The sequence below is a fragment of the Crossiella sp. CA198 genome (assembly GCF_052078295.1).
Taxonomy (GTDB): domain Bacteria; phylum Actinomycetota; class Actinomycetes; order Mycobacteriales; family Pseudonocardiaceae; genus Crossiella.
This window is the reverse complement of the sequence record NZ_JBQJIM010000018.1, coordinates 156066-177787: the sequence shown is the minus strand read 5'-3', so window position 1 is coordinate 177787 and position 21722 is coordinate 156066. Positions and strand designations below refer to the sequence as shown.

21 protein-coding genes are annotated in these 21722 nt (G+C 71.8%); 15 read left to right on the top strand and 6 right to left on the bottom strand.

Features of this window, described 5'->3' with window-relative positions; translation table 11 throughout:
• Positions 1 to 118 precede the first annotated feature (118 nt).
• Complete coding sequence (locus ACTOWY_RS29135; protein WP_441312804.1) at positions 119 to 1360, top strand: cytochrome P450 family protein; 1242 nt, start codon at positions 119 to 121, stop codon at positions 1358 to 1360.
• Positions 1361 to 1424: 64 nt separating this feature from the next.
• Here ACTOWY_RS29135 and ACTOWY_RS29130 read toward each other — a convergent pair whose 3' ends face one another.
• Positions 1425 to 4064, bottom strand: a complete 2640-nt coding sequence (locus ACTOWY_RS29130) for a glycoside hydrolase family 97 catalytic domain-containing protein (RefSeq protein ID WP_441312803.1) — start codon at positions 4062 to 4064, stop codon at positions 1425 to 1427.
• 126 nt (positions 4065 to 4190) lie between these two features.
• Here ACTOWY_RS29130 and ACTOWY_RS29125 point away from each other — a divergent pair, with 126 nt between their 5' ends.
• Positions 4191 to 5012 (top strand): hypothetical protein, encoded by an 822-nt coding sequence (locus tag ACTOWY_RS29125; RefSeq protein WP_441312802.1) that lies wholly within the window; start codon positions 4191 to 4193, stop codon positions 5010 to 5012.
• Here the strand turns inward: ACTOWY_RS29125 and ACTOWY_RS29120 are convergent.
• On the bottom strand, positions 5002 to 5268 hold the full coding sequence (locus ACTOWY_RS29120) for a YciI family protein (protein ID WP_441312801.1): 267 nt from the start codon (positions 5266 to 5268) through the stop codon (positions 5002 to 5004). The genes ACTOWY_RS29125 and ACTOWY_RS29120 overlap by 11 nt on opposite strands.
• Positions 5269 to 5324: 56 nt before the next feature.
• Between ACTOWY_RS29120 and ACTOWY_RS29115 the strand changes: the two genes are divergently transcribed.
• From ACTOWY_RS29115 to ACTOWY_RS29085, 7 genes are all read left to right on the top strand, one after another.
• Complete coding sequence (locus tag ACTOWY_RS29115; protein ID WP_441312800.1) at positions 5325 to 5978, top strand: Crp/Fnr family transcriptional regulator; 654 nt, start codon at positions 5325 to 5327, stop codon at positions 5976 to 5978.
• A gap of 9 nt (positions 5979 to 5987) precedes the next feature.
• Positions 5988 to 7265, top strand: a complete 1278-nt coding sequence (locus ACTOWY_RS29110) for an adenosylmethionine--8-amino-7-oxononanoate transaminase (protein ID WP_441312799.1) — start codon at positions 5988 to 5990, stop codon at positions 7263 to 7265.
• A 48-nt stretch (positions 7266 to 7313) separates the two neighbouring features.
• Positions 7314 to 8033, top strand: a complete 720-nt coding sequence (gene bioD, locus ACTOWY_RS29105; protein ID WP_441312798.1) for a dethiobiotin synthase — start codon at positions 7314 to 7316, stop codon at positions 8031 to 8033.
• Complete coding sequence (locus ACTOWY_RS29100) at positions 8033 to 8896, top strand: hypothetical protein (RefSeq protein ID WP_441312797.1); 864 nt, start codon at positions 8033 to 8035, stop codon at positions 8894 to 8896. Before bioD ends, ACTOWY_RS29100 begins: the two co-directional genes overlap by 1 nt.
• Before the next feature lie 74 nt (positions 8897 to 8970).
• Positions 8971 to 10011 (top strand): biotin synthase BioB, encoded by a 1041-nt coding sequence (bioB, locus tag ACTOWY_RS29095; RefSeq protein ID WP_441312796.1) that lies wholly within the window; start codon positions 8971 to 8973, stop codon positions 10009 to 10011.
• Between the two features lie 52 nt (positions 10012 to 10063).
• Positions 10064 to 10258: a biotin synthase auxiliary protein BsaP gene (gene bsaP, locus ACTOWY_RS29090; protein WP_441312795.1), complete on the top strand. Its 195-nt coding sequence runs from the start codon at positions 10064 to 10066 to the stop codon at positions 10256 to 10258.
• Positions 10258 to 10881: a DUF2567 domain-containing protein gene (locus ACTOWY_RS29085; protein ID WP_441312794.1), complete on the top strand. Its 624-nt coding sequence runs from the start codon at positions 10258 to 10260 to the stop codon at positions 10879 to 10881. The genes bsaP and ACTOWY_RS29085 overlap by 1 nt, the downstream gene beginning before the upstream one ends.
• A 7-nt stretch (positions 10882 to 10888) precedes the next feature.
• On the opposite strand, the gene ACTOWY_RS29080 is transcribed toward ACTOWY_RS29085, so the two are convergent.
• Complete coding sequence (locus tag ACTOWY_RS29080) at positions 10889 to 11809, bottom strand: LysR family transcriptional regulator (RefSeq protein ID WP_441312793.1); 921 nt, start codon at positions 11807 to 11809, stop codon at positions 10889 to 10891.
• Between the two features lie 9 nt (positions 11810 to 11818).
• Positions 11819 to 12436: a TetR/AcrR family transcriptional regulator gene (locus tag ACTOWY_RS29075; protein WP_441312792.1), complete on the bottom strand. Its 618-nt coding sequence runs from the start codon at positions 12434 to 12436 to the stop codon at positions 11819 to 11821.
• A gap of 91 nt (positions 12437 to 12527) precedes the next feature.
• Between ACTOWY_RS29075 and abc-f the strand changes: the two genes are divergently transcribed.
• Positions 12528 to 14147, top strand: a complete 1620-nt coding sequence (abc-f, locus tag ACTOWY_RS29070; protein ID WP_441312791.1) for a ribosomal protection-like ABC-F family protein — start codon at positions 12528 to 12530, stop codon at positions 14145 to 14147.
• On the opposite strand, the gene ACTOWY_RS29065 is transcribed toward abc-f, so the two are convergent.
• Positions 14122 to 14664, bottom strand: a complete 543-nt coding sequence (locus tag ACTOWY_RS29065; RefSeq protein ID WP_441312790.1) for a CGNR zinc finger domain-containing protein — start codon at positions 14662 to 14664, stop codon at positions 14122 to 14124. The two genes, abc-f and ACTOWY_RS29065, sit on opposite strands and share 26 nt — an antisense overlap.
• A gap of 45 nt (positions 14665 to 14709) precedes the next feature.
• Between ACTOWY_RS29065 and ACTOWY_RS29060 the strand changes: the two genes are divergently transcribed.
• The 4 genes from ACTOWY_RS29060 to ACTOWY_RS29045 all read left to right on the top strand — a co-directional run bounded on the left by ACTOWY_RS29060 (position 14710) and on the right by ACTOWY_RS29045 (position 19753).
• Complete coding sequence (locus ACTOWY_RS29060) at positions 14710 to 15333, top strand: maleylpyruvate isomerase family mycothiol-dependent enzyme (RefSeq protein ID WP_441312789.1); 624 nt, start codon at positions 14710 to 14712, stop codon at positions 15331 to 15333.
• A 199-nt stretch (positions 15334 to 15532) separates the two neighbouring features.
• Positions 15533 to 17458 (top strand): alpha/beta fold hydrolase, encoded by a 1926-nt coding sequence (locus ACTOWY_RS29055; RefSeq protein ID WP_441312788.1) that lies wholly within the window; start codon positions 15533 to 15535, stop codon positions 17456 to 17458.
• Positions 17459 to 17569: 111 nt separating this feature from the next.
• Entirely contained in the window at positions 17570 to 18451 is an 882-nt protein-coding gene (locus ACTOWY_RS29050; protein WP_441312787.1) for a spermidine synthase, read from the top strand.
• Positions 18452 to 18484: 33 nt separating this feature from the next.
• On the top strand, positions 18485 to 19753 hold the full coding sequence (locus ACTOWY_RS29045) for a Gfo/Idh/MocA family protein (protein ID WP_441312786.1): 1269 nt from the start codon (positions 18485 to 18487) through the stop codon (positions 19751 to 19753).
• A 31-nt stretch (positions 19754 to 19784) separates the two neighbouring features.
• Here the strand turns inward: ACTOWY_RS29045 and ACTOWY_RS29040 are convergent, their stop codons facing one another.
• Positions 19785 to 20279, bottom strand: coding sequence for a TetR/AcrR family transcriptional regulator (locus ACTOWY_RS29040; RefSeq protein ID WP_441312785.1), 495 nt, complete (start codon positions 20277 to 20279; stop codon positions 19785 to 19787).
• Between the two features lie 136 nt (positions 20280 to 20415).
• On the opposite strand from ACTOWY_RS29040, the gene ACTOWY_RS29035 reads away from it, so the two are divergent.
• On the top strand, positions 20416 to 21459 hold the full coding sequence (locus tag ACTOWY_RS29035) for an aldo/keto reductase (protein ID WP_441312784.1): 1044 nt from the start codon (positions 20416 to 20418) through the stop codon (positions 21457 to 21459).
• Positions 21460 to 21722: the final 263 nt, after the last annotated feature.

Genomic DNA, 21722 nt, shown 5'->3' with positions numbered 1-21722 from the left:
TGAACGGGTGACATTGTGCGGGTCCGGGAGCGGAGTAGGGTCGGAAATCGTTGAGTTAACGATGTTCACAATACGGTGACGTATGTGAATCCGGGACGGATTTGGGGAGAGCACCGGAATGGTCAACGACACCGCCGCGGCGGCCGAGCCGCTGCCGGATCTGGCTATGTTCGATCAGTCGTACATGCGGGATCCGTACCCGATCTACGCGAAGCTGCGCCAGCAGCTGCCCGTGCACAAGACCTCGCTGCCCAATCGCTCCTTCGACATGTGGGTGGTCACCCGCTACGAGGACGTGAAGGTGGCGCTGACCTCTCCTACGGTCAGCAAGGACTCCGCCCGGCTGCGTGAGCTGATCACCAGGACCGCGCCGGAGGGCGCGCCGCAGTTCGCCGAGGCGCTGGGCGGGCACATGCTCAACAGCGACCCGCCGCAGCACACCCGGCTGCGCAAGCTGGTGGCCAAGGCCTTCACCCCGCGCCGGGTGGAGCAGTTGCGGCCGCGGATCGAGCAGATCACCGCTGAGCTGCTGGACCAGGTGGCCGCCGGGGGCGAGGTGGTCGATCTGATGGAGACGATGGCCTTCCCGCTGCCGGTCACCGTGATCTGCGAGCTGCTCGGCGTGCCCGAGCAGGACCAGGCCGACTTCCGCCGCTGGTCCAACTCGTTGCTGGGCAACTCCAACGACCCGCAGGAGCAGGCCAAGGACAGCCAGGACCTGGCCGCCTACCTGGTCCAGCTGATCGAGACCAAGCGCATCACGCCCACCGACGACCTGCTCTCCGACCTGATCCAGGCCAGCGACGACAACGATTCGCTGACCCAGGGCGAGCTGGTCGCGATGGCGTTCCTGCTGCTGGTGGCCGGGCACGAGACCACGGCGAACCTGATCGGCAACGGGGTGCGCGCGCTGCTCACCCATCCCGAGCAGCTGGCCGAGCTGAAGGCCAAGCCCGAGCGCATCCACAACGCGATCGAGGAGCTGCTCCGCTACGACGGCCCGGTGATCACCGGCACCATCCGGATGACCACCGAACCGCTGACCCTGGGCGAGGTGACCGTGCCGGCCGACCAGCTGCTGCTGGTGGGTCTGGGCTCGGCCAACCGGGACAGCAACAAGTTCGAGAACGCGGACGAGCTGGACCTGGACCGGGTGCTGGGCGGTCACTTCGGCTTCGGCCACGGCATCCACTACTGCGTGGGCGCGCCGCTGGCCCGGCTGGAGGCGGCCACCGCGATCGGCGGTCTGCTGGCCCGCTTCCCGGAGGTGTCGCTGGCGGTGCCCGCGGCGGAACTGAACTACCGCAGCAGTGTGCTGATCCGCTCGCTGGTCGAGCTGCCGGTGCGACCGAACGGCTGAACCGCAACCCACCACAGAAGACGGTGGCGTGTCCCAGCGACGCGCCACCGTCCCATGTAGACAGTCAGCAGGACAGCCGGGCGTCGGCCCAGTCGGCGTGGTCGAAGTTCCGGCCGTCGCCGCCGTCGCTGACCCGCAGCGTCAGCGTGCGTGCCCCGGTCAGATCCACCGACAGCGGGGTCGCGGCCTGCCCGGTCCGCAGCACCCCGGTCTCCTGCCGGAGGACACCGTCGGTGAGCACGTGGAAGGCCGCGCTGCCCGGTGAAGTGGTCTCGTCGTCCAGTCCCGCCAAGGCGGTGAACCGGGTGCACCGGCCGCCCAGGTGCACCGAGATCTCACTCGGCGCGTGCGCCCCGAGCCCCCTGGCGTAGCTGATCCCGTTGATGCGCAACGGGTTCCCGTCGCCACCGGCGGAATCGTTGTTGGACCGGTCCCGTTCGACCGGGCCCCAGCCGTTGCTCTCCGCGGTGAACGGCAGTTCGCTCACCCACGGCTGCCCGGTCAGCGCCACCGCGGCCCGGACCGCCTGTCCGACGTGCATCCGCTGCCGTCCTGGCGGCAACGCCGGATCGGTGAACTCGGCGAACACCGGCAACTCCACCGGCCCGAACTTCGCTTCCGCCCCAACGGTGACCCGCCACCGGCCGCGCAACTGCCCGCCCTGGCCCAGCCGGGCGGCGGTCACCGCCGGTCCGCTCACCTGCCAGCCCGCGGGCGCGCTCACCCGCAGCTCAACCTCCCGCAGGGTCCGCGGACTGTCCACAGTGAACTCGGCGGTGACCTCGAAGCTGGTGCCCGCCACCACATCACCGGCATCGGCCGGGGTGATCGCCAGCCGGGTCAGCGGCGGCTGCGGGACCGGCTGGTGGCAGGTGCTGCGACCGGCGGTGGCCGGGCAGGCGATCGCGGCGAACCCGCCGTTACGCGGCACGTCCACCGACAGCCGGTCCCTGGACGTGCGCACCGCGGTGTCCACCAGCACATCGCCGCGGCCACCCGGGGCGTCCCGGACCACCTCGACCAGCCAGCGGCCCGGACCCAGCAGGTCCAGGCCCGCGGTCAGCGTGGCCGGATCACCGGTGGCGATGCCGCCGAAGAACCAGCGGTCGCCACCGCGCCGGGCCAGCACCGCGTCCTGACCAGGGTAGCCACCGCGGAACCGGGTCTCGTCCCACACCGTCGGCACCTGGTTCAGGAACCGCAGTGCGCGCGGGAAGCGCTGGTACGCCTCGGGTTTGTCCGCGAAGTGCTGCCAGCCCGACTCGAACACCACCGGCAGCGCGATCTCGTGCGCGATGGTCGAGGTCCGCGGACCCACCTCCAGGGACACCGGGGTGAAGTCCATCGAGCCGACCACGTTGCGTGCGAACGGATGCACCGGGTTGTCGGTGGGCTGGGGCAGCTGTTCCGCGCCGTGCACGGCTTCCATGGTCATGACGTGCGGCCAGGTGCGGGCCAGGCCGTGCGGGATGGTCGAACCGTGGAAGTTGACCATCAGCCGGTGCCGGGCGGTGTCGGCCAGGGCCTGGTCGTACCACTGGTAGCGGGACTGCGAGTCCGACTCCATGAAGTCGATCTTCACACCCTTGACGCCCCAGCCGGTCACCCGAGCGAACTCGGTGTCCCGTTCCTGCTGGGTGTCGAGGCGCTGCCAGTGGTACCAGAGCAGGATGTCCACGTTGCGGGCCCGCGCGTACCGGGTCAGCTCCGGCACCCACTGCGGGCTCCAGCCCTCATCGACGAGCACGTATGGCCAGCCGTTGCGCGCGGCGAAGTCCACGTACTCCTTTTGCCGGGCGAAGTTCGACGGACTGGAGTGCTCACTCAGCCAGGACCAGGCCACCTTGCCCGGCTTGATCCAGGAGGTGTCGCTGAACCGCGCGGGGTCGGCCAGGTCGTCGACCAGGGTGGACTCGGTCACCGCGCCCAGGTCGCCGATGATCGCGGTCCGCCACGGCGTCGTCGTGCCCGCGCCCAGCCGCACCCGCGCGTCGGCCAGTTCCACCGCGTAGGTGCTTGATCCGGCCGCGTGCGCCAACCGGCTGCCCGCGTACCGGCCGTCCACCCCGGCCTCGGTGAGCAGCACGTAGTCCGCGCCCACCTGGAACAGCGAGGGGTTGCCGAAGATCCCGGCAGGCGCGTCACCCGCCGTGGTGCGCTGCCGCCGGTTCTCGTGCTGCGGGTTGTACGGCATCAGCCAGGCCGGCGAGTCCGCGGGCAGGGTGAACGCGGAGGTCTCGCCGAGCACGATCTCCTCACCCGGCAACACATACCGGTAGGCGATCCCGTCCTCGGCCACCCGCAGCACCAGGTCCATCGCGGCGTCGCCGTTGCCCCGCAAGGAGAACCGGGTCTCGGTCATCCGGGCCACCCGGTCCAGGCGTTTGCCGGTGGTCATCCGGTACCGCTCGGTCACCGCCCGCTGAGTCTGGCTGACCAGCCACAACCCGCGGGTCAGGTCAACCCGTTCGGTGCGCAGTCCCAGCGGCGAGGGCAGGATCAGCTCCCGCCCGTTCCGCCGCACCGACAACAGCACCGATCCGTCCGCGGCGCCGAAGTCCACCCTCGCGGTGATCCCCGCGTCCGGCCCGCGTACCGAGACGCTCCGGCTCCCCTCCGCCGCCAGCGCGGGCACCCCGCCCGCCGCCACCGCGGCGAGCACCGCGACCACCCCACTGGACCATCGTCGACCTAATCGCAGCAACGGTTCTCCCAGGTAGAAGGCTCCCAGCCACTCTGCCGGCTCCCCAGATCGCCGTGTTGGCCGTTGTTGGACACCGGATTGGCCGTTCCGGACGCGCGAGCCTGCCGGGTTTGGTAAACCCATGCCGTGATCTCCACCAAGCCGCCCGGCCCGTCCATCGAGGCCAGCGAGGCCGAGCTGCGCCTGCGCTGGCTGCGTGCCCACCCCCTGCTCGTGCTCGGCTACGTGATCATCCCGGGCTTCGCCGCTGCCCTGGTGCTGACGCTGGTGATCTTCGGGCTCAGCGTCCGGAGCGACTCCGCGGTCGGTCTGGTGATCATCACCGGCGGCCCGCTGTGCGGCTACGTGTGGGGACTGACCCGCAAACCGGAGTGGTGGCTCACCCCGACGGCCTGGGCCCGCCGGGCGTTCTGGATCACCGCGCTGGTCTGCTTCGCGATGCTGCCCGCGACCGGCTACTGGTCGCCGATCCAGTGGTGGGTGTGGCCACTGGTGCTGACCCTGTGCGTGCTGCTGCCCACCCTGTCCGGGGTGCTCGCCGGTCGCGCCCGCCGCGGTTTCCTGCTGCCGTTCTCCCCGGATCTCGGCGAGTGCGGATTCGTGCTGTTCGGCGAACTCAACGGGATCGCCGGCGAGCTGCGCCTGGAACTGACCGAACTGCGCTGGAAGCAGGGCGGCTCCGGCGAGGAGGTCTCCTTGCTGCTCAAGCAGATCGAGCAGGTCACCGTGGGCGCGGTCACCAGGGACAGCACGCCGTCCCCGCGCGCGCTGGGCAAGCCGGACGGCAGCGGGGGAGCGGCCCTGCCGCCGGGCCGGGTGATGGCGGTGCAGGGCCGCAAGGGCACGATCCTGTTCCCGCTCAAGGATCCCGAGGCCTTCGCCGCGATCCTGGAACGCCGGATGGCGGCCCGGCCGCAGCTGATCAAGAACGCCCGCGTCACGATGTGAGTGTCCACAATGGACTGTATTCGCGGCGGACCCTGATGCTGACCCCGGGCGTGCGGTAGTAGGGATCGGCCGCCAGGATCTCCGCCAGCGCGGGCTCGTCGCAGTCGAAGAGCAGCAGGGCACCGGAGTCATCCGCCCACGGTCCGGCCAGCACCAGCACACCCGCCGCCCGCAACTCGGTCAGGCGGGCGCGGTGCGCGGGCCGGGCGGCCAGGCGGCGCGGGTCATCGGTGAAGACGAGTTCGACCACGATCATGGCCGCAGCCTGCGGGACGGGCGGCGTCCGGCGCTGTATCACGTGATACTGCCGCCATGACCGACCCGCTCGCCCAGGTGCCGCTGTTCGCCGGGACCGGCCCGGCCCGGCTGGCCGAGCTGGCCGCCCGCGGCCGGTCCCGCACCGCCGAGGCAGGCGAAACCCTGGCCAGGCACGGCGAACCGGCCACCGCGCTGATCGTGCTGCGCACCGGCACGCTCACCGCCACCAGGGACACCGCCGACGGCCGCCGCCTGCGCCTCGGCGAGTTCCCCGCGCCCTGCGCCGTGGACAAGACCGCGGTCCTGGACGGCGGCGGCCACACCGCCACCTGGACCGCCGCCACCCGGGTCCAGGTGCTGCTGATCCCCGCCACGGACCTGCTGACCCTGCTCGACGACGTGCCCGCGGCCCGGCGGCACGTGCTCGCCCACCTGGCCGCCCAGGTCCGGCAGGGCCAGGACGACCTGGTCCGCACGCACAGCGCCAACGCCGTGGCCCGCATCGCCTGCTGGCTGCTCAGCACCGCCGACGGCGCCACCCGGGTGCTGTTGCCCGGGGCGCAACAGGGCCTCGGTGAACACCTCGGCCTGTCCAGGGTCACCGTCAACCGGGCCCTGCGCGCGCTGGCCGCCGACGGCCTGATCGAGGTCGAACCCGGCGCCGTGCGTTTGCTCGCACCCGAGCTGCTGGCCGCCCGCGCTGGTTAGGGTGCCCGGGTGAGCCAGGAACTCCTCGACCTCGACCGCAGGCACGTGTGGCATCCCTACGGGCCGATGCCCGGCACCCAGGAGCCACTGCTGGTCGAGTCCGCGCGCGGGGTGCGCCTGACCCTGGCCGACGGGCGGGAGCTGATCGACGGCATGTCCTCCTGGTGGGCGGTCATCCATGGCCACCGCCACCCTGTCCTGGACGCCGCCCTGCACGCCCAGGTGGACAAGCTCAGCCACGTCATGTTCGGCGGCCTCACCCACGAGCCCGCGATCCGGCTCGCGCGGAAGCTGGTCGAGATCACCCCGGCCCCGCTGCAGCACGTGTTCCTGTGCGACTCCGGCTCGGTCTCGGTCGAGGTCGCGATCAAGATGTGCCTGCAGTACTGGCGTTCCCTTGGCCGCCAGGACAAACGCCGCCTGCTCACCTGGCGCGGCGGCTACCACGGCGACACCTTCCAGCCGATGAGCGTCTGCGACCCCGACGGCGGCATGCACACACTCTGGCGCGGCATCCTGCCCGAGCAGGTCTTCGTCGACGCCCCGCCGCGCGGCTTCGACGCCGATATCGACCCGGTCTACGTGCAGCACCTGGCCGATGCCATCGAGGACAACGCGGACACCCTGGCCGCGGTCATCGTCGAACCCGTGGTGCAGGGCGCGGGCGGGATGGCCTTCCACAACCCGCGCTACCTGCACGTGCTGCGCGAACTCTGCCTGGCCAACGACGTCCTGCTGATCTTCGACGAGATCGCCACCGGCTTCGGCCGCACCGGCGCGCTCTTCGCCGCCGACCACCCCGGCATCAGCCCGGACGTGCTCTGCCTCGGCAAGGCGCTCACCGGCGGCTACCTCAGCCTGGCCGCCACGCTGTGCACCGAGCGGATCGCCGAGGGCATCTCCAGGGGCGAGCTGCCGGTGCTCGCGCACGGCCCCACCTTCATGGGCAACCCACTGGCCACCGCGGTCGCCGGCGCCTCCCTCGACCTGCTGCTCAGCCAGGACTGGGCGGCCGAGGTCCGGCGGATCGAAACCGGTCTCGGCAAGGGCCTGGCCGCGGCCAGGGCACTACCCGGGGTACGCGATGTGCGGGTGCTCGGCGCCATCGGAGTGATCCAGCTCGACCATCCGGTGGACCTGCGGGCCGCCACCGCCGCCGCGGTCGCCGAGGGCGTGTGGCTGCGCCCGTTCCGCGACCTGGTCTACGCGATGCCGCCGTATGTCAGCACCGACGACGACGTCCAGCGGATCACCACCGCCATGTGCGCCGCGGCGGCCGCCGGGTAGCCCTCCCCCGATCGGGCCCGCCCGAGCGCTTGAGTAGCGTGCACAGACGTGACCGTGCTGGTGATCACTGGAACCGGTACCGAGGTCGGCAAGACGGTCGTCACCGCGGCCGTCGCGGCGCTGGCCAGGGCCGAGGGCAAACGGGTCGCCGTGCTCAAGCCCGCGCAGACCGGGGTCGGGCCGAACGAACCCGGGGACATCGACGAGGTGGTCCGCCTCGCCGGTGGCATCACCGCGCGCGAACTCGCCCGCTACCCGCAACCGCTGGCCCCGGCCACCGCCGCCCGCACGGCCGGGATGCCGCCGGTCCGGCCGGCCCAGATCGCGGCCGCCGCGACCGGGCTGGCCGCCGACCACGACCTGGTGCTGCTGGAAGGCGCCGGTGGGCTGCTGGTCCGCTTCGACACCGCGGGCAGCACCCTGGCCGATGCCGCCTGGGCTCTCGGCGCGCCGGTGCTGCTGGTCGCCTCGGCCGGACTGGGCGTGCTCAACACCGCCACGCTCACCGTGGAGGCGCTGCGCCGCCGCGGCCTGACCTGCCAGGGCCTGGTCGTGGGCAGCTGGCCGCACCAGCCCGACCTGGCCTGCCGGCACAACCTGGCCGACCTGCCCGAGGTCACCGGGGTGCCGCTGCTGGGCGTGCTGCCCGAGGGCGCAGGCAAGTACCACGAGGAGGACTTCCTGCTGCTGGCCCGGCGCTGCCTCGCGCCCGAGCTGGGCGGGGAGTTCGACGCGGCCGAGTTCACGGTCCGGCACGGGCTCACCTGATGCCCCGGCCCCCGGCCCGGAAATCACCCGGCTGCGCGGTCGTCCTGCTGCTCCTGCTCGCCGGGCCCGCCGCCTACCTGATCTGGGCCGCGGTCTTCCACAGCACCGATCCGGCCACCCGGATCTGGCAGGCCATCGGGGCCGCGGTGCTGCTGGTGGCCACGGTGGCCGGCCTGCTGGTCACCCTGGACATCGGCGACGGCAAACGCCCCGGCTACGACCTGGGCTGCGTCGGCCTCGGCCTGCCACTGCTCACCGCCCCCGGCCTGCTGCTCGCCCTGCTCGGCGCGGACACCGGGATCACCGTGGTCGGCTGGATCCTGGTGGTGGCCGGGGTCATGGTCATGTTCGGCGCCATCCTCAACCGCGGTGAGGCCGAGCCGGTCGAGCCGAGCAATGGCCAGGTCAACGGGCTGCCGCCGGGTCCGGCCAAGGCCGAGGAGCCGGTGCCCGCGGCCAACCGGATCGGCTGCTCGCTCGCCGCGATCGGCCTGCTCGCGCTGCCGGGTCTGTCCCTGCTCTGGCTGGCCGCCTTCGACCCCGGCCGCAGCCACACCGGCCGGGTCTGGTGCGCGGTCGGCGGGGCCGCGCTGCTGGCCCTGGCCGCAGCCGGGACCGCAGCCTCGCTCGGCCTCGGCGACTCCGCCCGCCGGCTGGACCTGGGCTGCCTCGGCCTGGTCCTGGTGCTGCTCATCGCGCCGGGCGTGCTGCTGCTGATCGCGGCCGACCCGCCGGGCGGGGTGCGCATCGTCGGCTGGTGCCTGCTCGGACTGGCCCTGTGCGCGCTGCTGGGCACGGCGACCCGCAGTCGGCAGGCCCGGAATCGCGGCTCCGGAACAGGCACGCCGGACCCCGGGACGTGAGGTACGCCGCACCACACCGCCGCCCCGGTAAGGCAGGATGAGCCGACCGAGCGTCCATCGGGAAGGAACACACGGTGACCACAGCCGCCAAACAGGCCACCGCGCGTGACGCGGGCGAGCGGGACATCCTCGACATCGCCCGTGAGCAGGTGCTCGAACGCGGCGAGGGGCTGACCGAATCGCAGATCCTGGCCGCCCTCCAGCTCCCTGACGAGCGCCTGGCCGACCTGCTCCAGGTCGCGCATGAGGTGCGGATGGCCTGGTGCGGGCCGGAGGTCGAGATCGAGGGCATCGTCAGCCTCAAGACCGGCGGCTGCCCAGAGGACTGCCACTTCTGCTCCCAGTCCGGCCGTTTCCCCTCGCCGGTGCGCTCGGCCTGGCTGGACATTCCCGGCCTGGTCAAGGCGGCCGAGCAGACCGCGGCCACCGGCGCCACCGAGTTCTGCATCGTGGCCGCCGTGCGCGGACCGGACAAGCGGCTGCTCGCCCAGGTCAAGGCCGGGATCGAGGCCATCCGCGCGGCAGGCATCGAGATCCAGATCGCCTGCTCGCTGGGCATGCTGACCCAGGAACAGGTCGACGAGCTGGTCGCGATGGGGGTGCACCGGTACAACCACAACCTGGAGACCGCGAAGTCGCACTTCACCAACGTGGTCACCACGCACACCTGGGAGGAGCGCTGGGAGACCCTGCGGATGGTGCGCGAGGCGGGCATGGAGGTCTGCTGCGGCGGCATCATCGGCATGGGCGAGAGCGTTGAGCAGCGCGCCGAGTTCGCCGCCCAGCTCGCCGAGGTCAACCCGGACGAGTGCACGATGAACTTCCTCATCCCGCAGCCGGGCACCCCGTACGAGAACTTCTCCATCGTGGAGGGCTCGGACGCGCTGCGCACCGTGGCCGCCTTCCGGCTGGCCCTGCCCAGGGCCATCCTGCGTTTCTCCGGCGGCCGTGAGCTGACCTTCGGCGACCTGGGCACCCGGCAGGGCATGCTGGGCGGCATCAACGCGATCATCGTCGGCAACTACCTGACCAACCTGGGTAGGCCGGCCAGCAGCGACCTGGACATGCTGGAAGAACTGAACATGCCGATCAAGGCGCTCAATGACACGTTCTGACACGCCCCCGACTGACACGCCTCCCACCACGACGGCGACGACCCCGGCATCCTTGTTCTGCGACATCTGCGGCAAACCCGAGACCGAGGGCGAGCACCGGGTCTGCCAGGCCCGGCGGGCCATCGACCCGCCGCGGTTCTGCCCTCGGTGCGCGCGCCGGATGATCGTGCAGGTCAGCCCGGCGGGCTGGTCGGCGAAGTGCAGCGTGCACGGTTCCACCGAGGGCGGCCAGGGAGGTCGGCTGTGATGAACGAGCCCCCACTGCCCGGACGGGCGGACCCGCTGCGGATCCAGCCCGGCGGCGCGGTCGGTCAGCTGCCGGAAGAGGCGTACCTGCCCTTCCCGATGCCCCGGCCGATCCCGCGGGTGGTGGTCAAGCCTGATCTGCTGCCCGCGATCAGCATGGCCTCGCTGATCTCGCTGATCGGCATCCCGGTGGCGTTGCTGTGGTCGCTGCTGGCCCCGCCGATCCAGCGGCAGGTCGCCACCAACGGCCGCACCCCCGCGCTGCCCGGCGACTCCAACCACCAGTTCGACTCGCTGGCGGTGTTCGTGCTGCTCACCCTGGCCGCGGGCGTGCTCACCGGCGCGGTGGTCTGGCTGCTGCGCCGCCGCCGCGGACCGGTGGTCATGATCGCGGCCACCGCCGGGTCGGCGCTGGCGGCCTACCTGGCCACGCTGATGGGCGGCCTGTTCACCGGCTTCTGGTACGACCTGCCCACCTCGGTGCAGCTCGGCGACGTCTACACGGTGGCGCCCGGCGCGGTGCACCTGACCGCGATCCTGGCCCAGCCACTGGCCTTCATCGTGGTCTACGGCGCGTGCGCGGCCTGGAACGGCATGGACGACCTGGGCCGCAGGCTCGGCTAGCCCCGGTTCAGCCCGCGGGGCGCAGTTCGGCCGCGCTGGCCCGCAGTTCGGCGTGGAAGGCCAGCACCGCGGGGGAGCGGCGGGCGTGCCGCGGCACCGCCAGGCACACCGCACGCCGCGGCGGATCCGGCGTGATCGGCCGCAGCACCACCTCCGCCGGGGTCCGGCCGGCCGCGATGCCGGGCACGATGGTCACCCCGAGCCCCTCGGCGACCAGGCCCAGCTTCGCGGTCCACTCGGCCACCCGCAGCGGGGTGTCCGGGGTGAACCCGGCGCTCGCGCAGGTCGCGTTCAGCGCGCCGAGGGCCTCCGGGGTGTCCGCCACGATCCAGCTCTCCCCGGCCAGCTCGGCCAGCGGCACCCGCCGCCGGCTGGCCAGCCGGTGCGTCACCGGCAACGCGACCAGCAGCGGATCCTCCAGCACCGGCAGCAGCTCCGCGCCGGGCACCTCCAGGCTCGGCCGTTTGTGCGTGCTGACCACGGCCAGGTCCAGGTCACCGGCTTCTACCAGGGGCAGCAGCCGCTCCGTGGTGCCCTCGCGCAGGGTCAGCGTGATCTTGGGATAGGCGGTCCGGAACCGGGCCAGCGCCCCGGGCAGCAGGGCCGCGTTGGCGCTGGCGAACGCGCCGATCCGCAGGCAGCCCGCCTCCAGGGTGCGCATCGCGCCCAGCGCCCTCGCGGTGTCGGTGAGCCGGTCCAGCAGCGACCAGGCATGGGGGAGCAGGTACTCCCCGGCCGGGGTCAGGCGCACACCGCGGGGGATCCGGGCGAACAGCTCCACGCCGCAGAGGTCTTCCAGCGCCGCCATCTGACGGGACACTGCTGACTGGGTGTAGCCACCGGCCGAGGCAGCTCCGGTGAACGACCCGTGCTCGACCACCGACACGAAGGTCCGCAGCGCGATCGGGTCCAACAACTCCGCACGCACTCTCCGAGGTTACGCACCTGCGGCGCTGGTGAACACGCCCGCCCTGGCCGCGGCCAGGGCGGCGGCCACCGCCTGGGCGGTCAGCGGCTCGTCCAGGGGCTCCCTGGTCACGAACAACCGGAAGTACAGCGGCGCGGTCACCGCCCGGACCAGCGCCTCGCCGTCGGTGCCCGCCGGGAGTTCACCCCGCCGGACGGCGCGCGCGACGACCTCGGCGGAGCGGGTGTGCCGGTCGGCGTAGAACCGCCGCAACGCGGCCGCGGCCCGCTCGGAGTCGAAGGCGGCCGCGACGAAGGCCGAGGGCGCGGCGGCCTGCTCCGGGTCGGTGAAGGTGCTGTGGACCTGCCCGGCCAGTTCGGCCAGGTCACCGGCCAGCGTGCCGGTGTCCGGCGGGCGCCAGTCGTCCTCGCCTGCCAGTTCCAGGGCGTCCACCACCAGTCCGTCCGGCCCGCCCCAGCGTCGGTAGAGGGTGGTCTTGTGCACGCCGGAGCGCTCGGCCACGTTCTCCACGGTCAGGCCCTGGTAGCCGTGCCGGGCCAGCTCGGCCAGGGTGGCGTCGCGGACCGCGGCCCTGGTCCGGGCGGTGCGCCCGCCGGGCCGGACAGTGCCGGGGGTGGTCTCGTCCACAGTCAAATGAAACTCCAGTTGCGTTAGTGCTCCGAAGTATGCCACTCTCCATCTAACGCAACAACAGTTGCATTTGACTCGGAGGTACTGCTTGACGAACACGACTCAGCTGACCGCCCGCCGCCTGCGCAAGTCCTACGGCGAGCGGCTGCTGCTGGACGACGTGTCCTTCTCGATCCGGCCCGGCGAGCGGGCGGGCATCGTCGGCGAGAACGGCGCGGGCAAGTCCACCCTGCTCCGCCTGCTGGCCGGCCTGGAAGCCCCCGACGACGGCGAGGTGATCGCGCAGGCCAACGGCATCGGCCACCTCGCCCAGGTCACCACCCTGCCGCCGACCGCCACGGTCGCCGCGGCCATCGACGCGACCCTGGCCGAGTTGCGCGCGATGGAATCCCGCCTCCGTGAACTGGAGTGCGATCTCAGCGCATCCGCCGCACTGGCCGAGTACGGCGACCTGCTCACCGCCTTCGAGCTGCGCGGCGGCTACGAGTCCGACGCCAGGGTGGACAAGGCCATCCACCACCTGGGCCTGGCCCAGCTCGACCGGCACCGCACCCTGGGCAGCCTCTCCGGCGGCGAACTCGCCCGCCTCGGCCTGGCCTGCCTGCTGGCCGCGGCCCCGGAGCTGATGCTGCTGGACGAGCCGACCAGCCACCTCGACGGCCAGGCCCTGGACTGGCTGGAGGACCAGCTCCGCGGCCACCACGGCACGATCGTCGTGGTCTCGCACGACCGGGTGTTCCTGGACCGGGTCGCCACGGTGATCCTGGAGGTCGACGCCGACCAGGCCAAGGTCACCCGCTACGGCCAGGACTACTCCGGCTACCTGGCCGAACGCGCCGCCGCCCGCCGCCGCTGGGAGCAGGACTTCGAGACCTGGTGCGAGGACATCCGGCAGCTCACCGTCGCCGCCACGGTCACCGCGCACCGGGTCGCCCCGGGTCGGGCGATCAAGGACGGCAACAAGATGGCCTACGACCGCGACGCGGGCCGGGTGCAAAGCTCCATCTCCAGCCGGGTCCGCAACGCCCAGGAACGCCTGCGCCGCCTGCACGAGTCCCCGGTGCCCCGCCCGCCAGACCAACTCACCTTCAGCGCCGCCCTGACCGGCGGCACCACCGGCGATCTCCTGTCTCTACAAGGAATCCGCGTCGCCAACCGCCTCCAGATCGACACCCTCACCGTCGCCGCCCAGGACCGCCTGCTGATCCACGGCCCCAACGGAGCGGGCAAATCCACCCTGCTCCGAGTCCTGGCCGCGGACCTGACCCCCGACGCAGGCCAGGTCCACCGCCGAGGCCGAATCGGCTACCTGCCCCAAGAAATCCCCACCCCGAACTCCCAAGCCACCCTGCTCGCCGCCTACGCCCAAGGCCGCCCAGGCCCCACCGAAGACCACGCGGGCCCCCTGCTCGCCCTCGGCCTGTTCCGCTCCCAGGACCTCCACGTCCCGGTGGGCGCCCTCTCCGCGGGTCAACGCCGCCGCCTGGCCCTGTCCAGCCTGCTCACCCAACCCTGGGACCTGCTCCTGCTCGACGAGCCCACCAACCACCTCGCCCTGTCCCTGGTGGAGGACCTCGAACAGGCCCTGGCCCAGTTCCCCGGCGCGGTCGTCATCGTCTCCCACGACCGCCGCCTGCGCGCCAACTTCACCGGCACTCAACGCGAACTGACCGCGGGCCGCCTCACCGCCGGTGGTAGTGCCGGCTGACCCGAGCCCGATTCCCGCAGGCAGGCGAACACCACCCCTGCCGCGGATGCGCCCGCAGGTAGTACTTCACACACCGAGGCCCCCGGCAAACCCGAAGCTCCCACCGCTCCGCGGACCCCAAGAACTCCACCGCCGCCCGCGCAAACCCATCCACCACAACCAAACCCCGCGTAGTCGCGTCCCCCGCGAACTCCACCCGCGCAACGGGTTCATCCCCCCACTCCAGCACAGTCCGGGTCGGCAACACCGCCGCGTTGATCCGCCCCACCGCCTCCGCCACCGGCAACAACCGGCTCGCATCCGGCGCGCTGGGCGGCTCCGGCGCGACCAGCACCGCGAACAGCGACCGCACCGCCCGCCGCAACCCCACCAACGCGAGCCGCCCCAGCTCATCGGCGCCCGGATCCCGCAACCAACGCCGATACCGGTCCAGGTCCCCGAGGTCGTCAGCCACCCCACCCCGCCCGTCATGCCGGATCGTGCTCGCCAGCGCCACAACCACCACACCACTGCCCACCACCCCACCCTAATGGTTAACTATCCAAAACCCATTAGGAGAGCGATGACCCCCGATCTGGTCCAGGCCCTGCACACCGCGAACAACCGCCTCCGCGCCCTGGTACGCACCGGTTTCGACACCACAGCCCCCTCCGCCCTCCCGGGCTGGACCCGCGGCCACGTGGTCGTCCACCTGACCAACCTGGCCGCCGCCTTCACCCGCCAGGCCGAATACGCCTACCGGGACGCCCAGATCGAGGTCTACGACGGCGGCCGCCCAGCCCGGGACGCCGCCATCGAGGCAGGCGCCCACCATCCGCCGGAAGTCCTGCTCCCAGCCCTGCACCAGTCCCTGGACACCCTGGGCGCCACCTGGAACAGATCCACCCCGACTGACTGGCAACGCCCGGTCACCTACCGCGACGGCACCCTGGACGACACGGCCCTGGCCTGGTGGCGCGAAACGGAAATCCACACCACAGACCTACGGCTGGACTACACCCCCACCGACTGGACCCCGGCCTTCACCACCTACCTGACCACCTACCTGCAACCCCGCCTGCCGCACCCGGTCCCCCTGCGCGGCACCCCCACCGCCATCGCGGCCTGGCTGGCCGGCCGAGTCCCACCCACCCCCGTGACCACCACCGACGGCACCCCCTTGCCAACCCTCAACCCCTGGCCCTAACTCCACCCGCTGCCCCCGCTGCCCCCGCTGCCCCCGCTGCCCCGTTGCCCCGTTGCCCCGTTGCCCCGCTGGCCCCCGGCCTGGCTGCAACCCCTGCCCCCGGCTACAACCCAGGTGCCACCCCAGACCTGGCACCCCAGGTTGACGCCCCCGCCCCCTCAGCGTGAATACCTTCCAGCCACACCAAGGGAAGGTCTCCATGCGCCCCAACACAATCCGCACAATCCTGCCCGCCACCCTGCTCGCCCTCACCCTGCCCGCGATCGCCGCAGCCGCACCGCACCCCACCGCCACCACCGTTCCCGGCCCCGCCGCCGCGAACCCCAGCTCACCCACCACCGCGGCCCCTGCCCCGTCCCCACCCACTTCTCCGCCCACCCACCCCTGCGCCACCGCCACCCAGCAGTGCGAAGGCACCCTCGAAGTCCCCCTCAACTGGTCAGACCCCACCGGCGAACGCATCCCCATCCCGTTCACCTACTACCCCCGCACCGACCAGTCCCGACCCGCGGCGGGCACCGTCCTCGCCCTGGGCGGCGGCCCGGCCTCCTCCCTCGGCGGCGCCGTGCAAGGCCACCGCCGGGCCCTGGGCGCCGAATCGGCCAACTTCGACGTCCTCGCCGTGGAACGCCGAGGCTTCGGCCAGGCCGCGCCCTTCGCCTGCCCCGAGCTGGACCTGACCACACCGCAGACCTTCACCGACTGCACCACCCGCATCGGCCCCCGGATCCAGTTCTTCACCACCGACCAGCGCGTCACCGACGTCGAAGCCGTCCGCGCCGCCCTGGGCATCCCGGCCCTGATCCCCTACGGCACCTCCTACGGCACCCGCGACGCCACCGCCTACGCCGCCCGCTTTCCCCAGCGCACCAAGGCGATCATCTCCGACAGCAGCACCCCGGTCGGCCCCGACGGCTACGCGACCGGCGAGACCTTCAACGACCGCCTCAAGATCACCGCGACCCAGCTCACCGCGATCTGCACCCCGTCACCGGCCTGCCGAGCCCTGCCCGGCACCCCCGCGAGCCGCTGGTCCGCCCTGATGACCCGCCTCCGCGCGACCCCCGACCCCAAGCTCCCGCTGTTCGCCCTCAACGACATCATCACCAAACCCGGCGAACCCTCGGTAGGCCGCGAAATCAACGCCGCCATCCACGCCTACCTCACCGACGACCCAGCCCCACTGCACCGCCTGGCCGCCACCGGCCCCACCCTCCCGCCCCGCGGATCCCCTTTCACCGCCCCGTTCTTCGCCTACTGGTGCGCCGACAGCAGCTATCCCTTCTCCCGCAACGCCACCCCGGAAATCCGCCGCGCGGAGTTGGCCCGCTACCGCCAGGCCAACCCGGAACGCCCGGTGACCGCAGCCGAGGTCATGGGCGCCTTCGGCTGGACCGAGGACTGGTGCGCCAACTGGCCCACCCCACGGCCCACCCCGCTGATCCCACCCGGCGCCACCCTCCCCAACGTCCCCCTGCTCGCCATCGGCGGCCAGCTGGACCTGGGCGGAGACCAGGCAGCCCGCACCCTGGCCGCCGCCGTCCCCCAAGGCCGGGCCCTGATCATCCCCTTCGGCCAGCACGTCCCCAGCATCACCAGCTACGCCTACACCCCCTGCGCCGCCCAGGCCGTCCGCACCTTCCTCACCAACCCGGCCAAACCCACCCCCACCTGCACCGCCGAGACCTACCAGGCCCAAGCCCACTTCCCCCACAGCACCCGAACCCTCCCCACCCCCCAAGCCCCTGTCCTCACCCGCCCCCAACGCACCGCCCTCGCGGTCGCCCTGACCACCGCCAACGACGCCCTGTCCCGCCGAAACCCCAACACCGCCCTCCAAGCGGGCCGCACACAACTCCCCGGCGTCCGCGGCGGCACCATCCACTACGAGAACCCGCGGATCCGCTTGGACAACGTCCAGCACGTCACCGACGCCGCCGTCACCGGCACGATCACCATCCCCGCCCTGAACGAAGAAGCGACCGCCACTCTCACCGTCACCCAGGGCGCCATGACCACCCAGCTCACCCTGCGCTGGAACCCCTTCCACCCCAGACTCCTGCTCACAATCTGCGGCGAGATCAACGGAACCAGCTTCACCGCGACCTTCCCGAACGCCACCTAGCCCGCCCAGTCCAGCCCCGCCCGTCTGCGCTTGTGCTCCGCCCTCCACTCCGGCCGGCACCGGAGGTTAGGGTTGGCGGGTTGGCCAGGTGGTAGTCGAGGACGGGGCTGGATGCGGCGCGGGCGGGAATCCAAGGGGCAGCGGAGCGTGGTGCGTGGCCCGGTGCCCGGTCAGTACCCGGTGCGGTTCGGCATGGCCGAGTTGCTCGCTGATCTCGACTGGCCCAATGGCTGGCTGCTCAGTGTCGACGGTGTCGCCCAGTCCTATGTGGACCTCGACGACCCGACCCACCTCGAATTCGATTACGTCCGCCGCATCGGTGACGTCATCGACTGCCTGGGCCAGCCCGAAGCCGCACTGGACGCCCTGCACATCGGCGGCGGTGGCTGCACCGTCCCCCGCTACATCGCGGCCACCCGTCCCGGCTCGCGGCAACTTGTCTTCGACGCCGACGGCGACCTGATCGACCTGGTCCGCGAACACCTCCAGTTGCGCACCGTCCCAGCCCTGCGGGTGCGGGTGTGCGACGGCAGGGAGGGAGTCACCACCCGGCGCGACGACTCGGCGGATCTTGTTGTCCTGGACGCTTTCCAAAGCGCCTCCATGCCAGGCGGCCTGGCCACCCAGGAGTTCCTCGGCGATATCGCCCGGGTGCTCCGGCCGGACGGCACCGTGATCGTCAACGTCACCGACGGCCCCGGCCTGAAGTTCGCCCGCCGCGTCGTGGCCACTCTGCGCCTGGCCTTCCCACAGGTCCTGCTGGTCGCCGAACCCGCGGTGCTGCGTGGTCGCCGCTTCGGCAACCTGGTGCTGGTCGGCTCCACCGCGGACCTCCCGGTGGCGGAGATCACCACCCGGGTGCACTCGGCGGCCTTCCCGGCACGTTGTGTGTCCGATGCCGACCTGACCAAGCTGTGCGCGGGCGCCGAACCCATCACCGACACCGCGCCCATGGTCGCCCCGGTACCGCCCAAACGAGCCTTCGGGGGTTGACCTCCAGCCCACTGGAGGTTTCATGCTGCTTGCATGAGTAGGGCTATGCGAGTTGGGGTGATCGGCGCCGAGCTGGCGCGGGGTTGGGCTACCCGCGCGCATTTCCCCGCGCTGCAAGGACTTCCCGGCATCGACCTGTTCGCGGTGGCCGATCCCGAACAGCCCGCCACCGCCGTCGCCGAGGAGTGGGGCGCCCAGCTCGCCTGCGCCAGCCCCACCGAACTGGCCACCCACCGCCAAGTCGACATCGTCACCATCGCGGGTCCGGTCCCCGGTCACGACGACCTGGTGCGCACCGCGCTGTCCGCCGGGAAGCACGTCTTCTGCGAGTGGCCCCTGACCACCAACGTCCAATCCGCCATCGAACTGCGCACCCTGGCCGCCCAATCCGGCGTCCACCACGTCGTCGGCCTGCGCGGCCGGGCCGACCCGGGCGTGCGCTTTGTCCGGGACCTCCTGGCACACGGCGAGATCGGCGAGGTGCTCGGCGTGACCCTGAGCGCCGCGCCCGCCACCTCGCCGGAATCCGCCGCCGGCAAGTCCCTGCTCACCGGCGATGGCGGCCAGGCCCTGGACATCCTCCGCTTCTGCCTTGGCGAACTCGCCGAACTGTCCGCGACCTTCGCCACCCGCTGCCCCGGCACGATCTCCCCGGACCAGGTCCTCGTCCAAGGGCTCCTGGAATCCGGCGTCGCTCTGTCCGCGCACCTGCAGGCAGGCGCACCCGGTGGCACCGGCTTCCGCATGGAGGTACAGGGCCGTCGCGGAGCACTGATCCTGGCTTGCCCAGGACGTATCGGTGAGCAGGAGTCCACCGTGCTGCTGGCCCGGGGCTCGCGTGGCGGAGCGAGCACGATGGCCAGCCGGGCACCAACCGTCTCGGCGGAGGCAAGGATCGCCTCGCCCGTCACGGCAACGGCCGAGCCGGGGGCAGGCGCGTCGCCGGATGAGAGCGAGGGGTTCGAGGCGGCCGCGTCACGGGTGACCGGAACGCGGGCCGATGGCAGGCCATCGACTGTGCTGGCTGTGCCGGGCCACCTCCCGTCGTGGGAAACGGCCGCAACACTGGAGTTGCGCTCGGCACTGGAGGTGCTTCCGGTGCCGGAGAGCTATCGGAGCGGGGTGGCCGCGGTGCCTGCTGGCCCCGCACAGGGCGTGGCCCGCCTGTACGCGGAACTTGTGCGGGCGGTGCGGACCGGGACACCGCAAGACCCGGACTTCACCACGGCGGTCGGATTGCACTGCCTGCTGGACACGGTAGCCGAAGCGGCGAGCAGCCGCCGGTGCCGCAGCTTCGGCTGACGGCAAGGCTCACTCCCGAGAGGGACCGGGTTCACCTCGCAGCGGGAGGGGTCCCGCCACGCCGATGCGAGAGTGTTGGTGGCAGGGGAGCCTGGGGGTGGGCATCCAGCAGCCCGGCCGCGGCGATCCGCTCGAACAGCGCCTGCGACTTGCCTCGGACCTGTTCCTCCGCCGTCCTCACCCGGGAATCGGCTGGCGCCTGCCTGTTCGGAGTGAACCGCCAGACGCTCCGCACCGTCACCAGGTTCGCGGTCAGCTGGTGCAAGGCGACCAGCGGCGGCGCGGTCTCCGTGCGGGCGGCATTGATCGCGTCCTCGACCTGGGCCATGATGGCGTCAATCATCGCCGCCACCAGGGCCTCCCTGGTGGCGAACCGGCGATGCACGGTCGTGCGGGCCACTCCGGCGGCGTCGGCGATCTGCTGCACCGTGGTCATCGGATCCGCGCTTAGCAAGCGATCGGCCACGCGCAGGATCGCGTGGTGGGTGCGTTCCGCGTCCGCACGTAGCGGCGGCTCCAAAGACATGGGTAGACGATACCCAGCCGTTACATCTCCCCGTGAATACGCAACATGGGTGTTGCGTATTCACGTTAAGCCGATACGGTGATGTCTCGGGTCGAGCAGATCCGCTATCCCACCACAAACTGAGGGACACAAAGACATGCGGCTGCGCACCCTCGGCGGCACCGGAATCAAGGTCAGCCCCTACTGCCTCGGCGCGATGATGTTCGGCGCCATGGGCAACGCCGACCACGACGAATCGGTGCGAATGATCCACACCGCGTTCGACGCGGGAATCAACTTCGTGGACACCGCCGACGTCTACTCCAACGGCGAGTCCGAGGAAATCCTCGGCAAGGCCCTCAAGGGCCGCCGCGACGACATCGTCGTGGCCAGCAAGGCGCACCTGCCGATGGGCGAGGACGCCAACCGACGCGGCGGCTCCCGCCGGTGGCTGGTCCGCGCCGTGGAGGACAGCCTCCGCCGGCTCGGCACCGACCACCTGGACCTGTACCAGCTACACCGGCCCGACGAGGACACCGCCCTGGACGAAACCCTGGGGGCACTGTCGGATCTGGTGCGCTCCGGCAAGGTTCGCGCGGTGGGCACCTCGACCTTCCCGGCCGAACTCATCGTGGAAATGCAGTGGGAGTCGGAACGGCGCGGCCATGTCCGGCTGCGCACCGAGCAACCGCCCTATTCGATTTTCAACCGTGCAGCCGAAACCTCCGTTCTACCGACCTGCGCTCGCTATGGAATGGGCGTGCTGACCTGGGGCCCGCTCAACCGGGGCTGGCTCACCGGCCGCTACCGGCCCGGCTACCAACTGCCCGAAGGCGCGCACCCGGTGCAGCAGCAGATGTTCCACCCGGCGATCCCCGCCAACGCGCGGAAGTACGCCGTGATCGAACAACTGCTCAAACTCGCCGCGGACTCTGGCCATTCGCTGGCCCACCTCGCCGTGGCGTTCGTGCTGTCCCACCCCGCGGTGACCTCGGCGATCATCGGCCCGCGCACCCCGGAGCAGCTCGCGGACCTGTTGGCGGGCAAGGACACCGTGCTCGAGGACGAGGTGCTGAACCGCATCGACGAACTGGTCCCGCCAGGCACGGTCCTGAACCCCGACGACAGCTTCTACCAGCCGCCGGGCATCACCGACCTGACCCAGCGCCGCCGTCCACGGGAGACCAGGGCCGCGGTCTGACCCCGGCGCGCGGCGAGGACCACGCGCCGGGGGACAGACCCGCACCGGCCAGATCGGGCAGTGCCGTGCCAGCCTTGGCCCAGCCCCCGTCCGGTCGGCCTCCACTGGGACCACTCGGGCAACACGGGATGGATCCGCTCCCGTGCTGGCCCGTGCGGTCCAGCGGAAGCCGTCGGCCGGGTTGAGGCAGTCGCGACCATGCCTCAACCCGCAGGGGCTTGCTGGGCAGTCCTCGCGGTTCGCGCCCCGGACGATCTGGCGGC